General features: G+C 63.2%; 4 protein-coding genes and 1 pseudogene. 3 read left to right on the top strand and 2 right to left on the bottom strand.

The features are described 5' to 3' along the window. Window positions 1-326 (bottom strand): annotated as a pseudogene (locus OC446_RS27300) (phospholipase); the annotation flags it as partial. Between the two features lie 649 nt (window positions 327-975). Here OC446_RS27300 and OC446_RS27305 point away from each other — a divergent pair. From OC446_RS27305 to OC446_RS27315, 3 genes are all read left to right on the top strand, one after another. After that, complete coding sequence (locus OC446_RS27305) at window positions 976-1,371, top strand: response regulator (RefSeq protein WP_262032105.1); 396 nt, start codon at window positions 976-978, stop codon at window positions 1,369-1,371. Between the two features lie 514 nt (window positions 1,372-1,885). Next, window positions 1,886-2,131, top strand: a complete 246-nt coding sequence (locus OC446_RS27310) for a helix-hairpin-helix domain-containing protein (protein WP_262032106.1) — start codon at window positions 1,886-1,888, stop codon at window positions 2,129-2,131. After that, a complete protein-coding gene (locus tag OC446_RS27315) occupies window positions 2,128-3,162 on the top strand; it encodes an IS630 family transposase (protein ID WP_262032107.1) in 1,035 nt (344 codons plus the stop codon). Before OC446_RS27310 ends, OC446_RS27315 begins: the two co-directional genes overlap by 4 nt. Before the next feature lie 21 nt (window positions 3,163-3,183). On the opposite strand, the gene OC446_RS31170 is transcribed toward OC446_RS27315, so the two are convergent. Further along, window positions 3,184-3,257, bottom strand: a 74-nt coding sequence (locus OC446_RS31170) for a transposase (protein ID WP_410055159.1), incomplete at its 5' end; no start/stop codon positions are given.

Genomic DNA, 3,257 nt, shown 5'->3' on the forward strand with positions numbered 1-3,257 from the left:
AAGGCGACATCGGAGCCGTAGCCGCCTCTGATCACATCCCAGGTTGAACCGCGGGATTCGGGCGCGAGGACGATCAGGCCATGCCGCTCCGCCTGCACCGCCAGGAGATCGAGCATCTGGGTGGCGATTCCGCCCGCGCCATGCAGCGCTACGATGAGCGGGGCCGGCTTGGCCGGATCAAGCCCAGCTGGAACCAGGACGGCGCCGTCTCGCGTGCCGTCCAAACCCAACGGGTGGCGGCCCGGCGTCGGTGCGGCAGGAGTGGCGATCCGCTCCGGGCGCACCCGGAGAACACCTGAGGTGTAATCGTTGCTGGTGACGGCCATGAACAAAGACCCCGCTCAAGTCGCGCCAACGCCGGAACAAGGATCGCTGTTCCTCGGATTGTTTCGGCTGGATGGAGGAAGAGCGCAGGAGCATCCCTGCACTCAGCACGGTCGTGGCTTCGCAACGCGGCGTTGCCCTTGTGACCCAAGAAAGATCGAGCTCCGCGGAACAGTGCTCCCAAGATCAGACCCCCTCCCCTGCTTCCGAGAGCCGCTCCCGTGGGTTTGTCGATCCGGTGCACCCGGGCCGCGGCCGCCGGGACCGGATCGTTCCCGATCCGGGCCGGACCACACGACCTGCATGGTTCAGCCGCTGATGACGTCTTGAAGGACGAACAGTGTTGGTGGATGCGCCGGACCATCCCGGCCGGCCCGCGACCGAAAATTCCTGCCCCGTTTAACCTGGGTGAAGGCTCCCATCCTGCCAAAGGTGCATGTTGGCTTGAGTGGACTGGGTCTTCGTCAGTCTCCCTATTGATCCAATCCGCACTTCAGACCCTCCAGGTCTTCAGCCATGGAAAAGGCTCCCTCGCTGGCTGCAACCGGCGAGGGAGTTCTTTTGAGCGCGCCTGCCGGAGGCTGCGCATCTCAACCTAAGTGAATGCTGGCTTCTCGGCCCTCCTGTAGCGGTGAGACCATGAACAGCGAAATGTCCGATCAGCCCTGCTGCCTCGTCATTGAGGACCAGGCCCTCATTGCCATGTCGATTGAGACTTACCTTGAGGACGCCGGCCTCGCCGTGCAGACCGTAGGCTCCCTGGCCGAGGCGCGGGCCTGGCTGGAGGCCAACACGGTTGACGTGGCCATTGTCAACTTCCTGCTCAAGGATGGTCCTGCCACCGAGCTGGCACGGGAGCTCACCAGGCACGCCATTCCGTTCGTGATCTATTCCGGCTATCCGATCAGTCGGGGCGTACCGTCTGAGCTTCAGGGCGTTCCTTGGCTCGAAAAGCCCACCAGCCGTGAGGATTTGATGAAGGTGGTGCTGACGACACTCATGGCCGTGTCAGGGCAGACGCCACCCGCTCCCAAGCTCCATTCCTAACATCCTGTTCTCAGCACGTCTCGAATTTCGCGGAACGCCCAGCATGAAATGCAAATGGAAGAACGTAGCGGCAAAGAAAAGCGCCTCTCCGAAGAGGGCGCCTTGAGTTTTCGAATCCGTAGGGGCAAACGAACAAATCCGGCGAGGGCGACCTGCTCACGCAGAGCGAGTTCCGTCAATGATCTATGTTAGGCGTAGATGCAATATTCTGACGCCGCACAGTGCAAAACTAGAGCATCGGACGATTTGTCGGACCCGCCTGGTTCCCACCACTGCCCAGCAGAGCGCGGCGGAGCGTCGCGGATCCCATCGATAATCCCCGAGGGAACGCGAGTTGATCGCCATCGTTCTTAGGGTGGAAGGGAGCAGCGCAACCACAGTGCGTGGAGATTGGGCCTCGGAGGCGCGGTGTTCGAGGCTTGTCTCGTCTGCACTGCACCTGAAGGCCCCGGGATTGAGACAAATGCCCAAAGCCAGGTGGGAACCCATTGGTGGACCGATCAGGGGACTGCGGTTGCCCTTCGATACGTGGGAGGCGTTGCGCAGCGAGGACATCACGACCTTAGACCGGCTCCAGGCGATGGCAGATCAGATCCACACGCTTCCGGGCATTGGTCCCAAGACAGCTCAACTGATCCGGCAGGAACTGGCCCGTGTCACAGCCTCGAAGAAGATCCCTGATCAAGCCAGAGCTCTCATTATTGATCCGGCTTGGGTGATCTTGAAATCTGCGGCTGGTCGATCCAGTTTGGCGGGATGAAACATGTTGACATGCGCAAGCTGCCAGCAGCCGCGCAAGAGGAGCGCCGCCGGCAGGTCGTCGGACTGCGCGAGAGCGGCCTGACCTATGAGGCCATCGCGGCGCAGGTGGGCCTGACCCGGACCGGCGTCTTCGATATCTGCCGCCGCTTCGGCGAGCAGGGTTTGGCCGGATTGGCCAGCGGGCCGCGGGGCCCGGCACCCGGCACGGGTCGGTTTCTCGAGGCCGAGCAGGAAGTGCAGGTCCGCGCTCTGATCAGCCGGCACACGCCCGACGAACTGGGCCTGCCCTTCGCCCTGTGGAGCCGAGCCGCGGTGCGAATGCTGATCGAACGGCATTGTGGCGTCCGGCTGGCAGTGCGCACGATGAGCACCTACTTGGCGCGCTGGGGCTTCACGGCCCAGAAGCCGCTCCGGCGCGCCTATGAGCAGTCGCCGAAGGTAGTGCGGCGCTGGCTGCGGCAGGACTACCCGGCCATCGTGGCGCAAGCCAGACGACAGAAGGGCACGATCTTCTGGGGGGATGAGACCGGCCTACGCTCTGATGATGTACGCGGCCGCAGCTTCGCCCCACGCGGCCGGACGCCCGTCGTGCGCCCCAGCCACAAGCGCGCGGGACTGGGGCTGATCTCGGCTGTGACCAACAAGGGCGAGTTGCGCTGGATGGTGCTCGATGGCGCCATCAAAGCCCCGAGCCTGATCCGCTTTCTCGGGCGGCTCATCCAGGATGCCGACGGCAAGGTGTTTCTGATCTGGGACAACCTGCCGGTTCATCGGGCCCAGACGGTGCGGGACTGGTTGGCCGCGCGCACGGAGCAGATCGAGGTCTTCTACCTGCCCTCCTATAGTCCTGAGTTGAACCCAGACGAGGGCCTCAACGCCGACCTGAAGCAGGCTGTGACCCGCAAGCCGCTGGCCCGCGACAAGCCCGAACTCAAGCGTACCGTCATCAGCCACATGCGCCGACTGTCAAAGCTACCCGACCGGATCCGCAGGTTCTTCGGGCATCCATCTTTCCGCTATGCCGCGTAGGTCAAGATCACCCAAGCCGGATCAATAGTTTTTTCGGCCTAGGGCCAAAGGTCTGATGGCCCGCTCAGCGGCATTGTTGCTCATCTCAAGCCGCC

It is taken from the genome of Microvirga sp. Mcv34, from assembly GCF_024519725.1.
Lineage (GTDB): Bacteria > Pseudomonadota > Alphaproteobacteria > Rhizobiales > Beijerinckiaceae > Microvirga.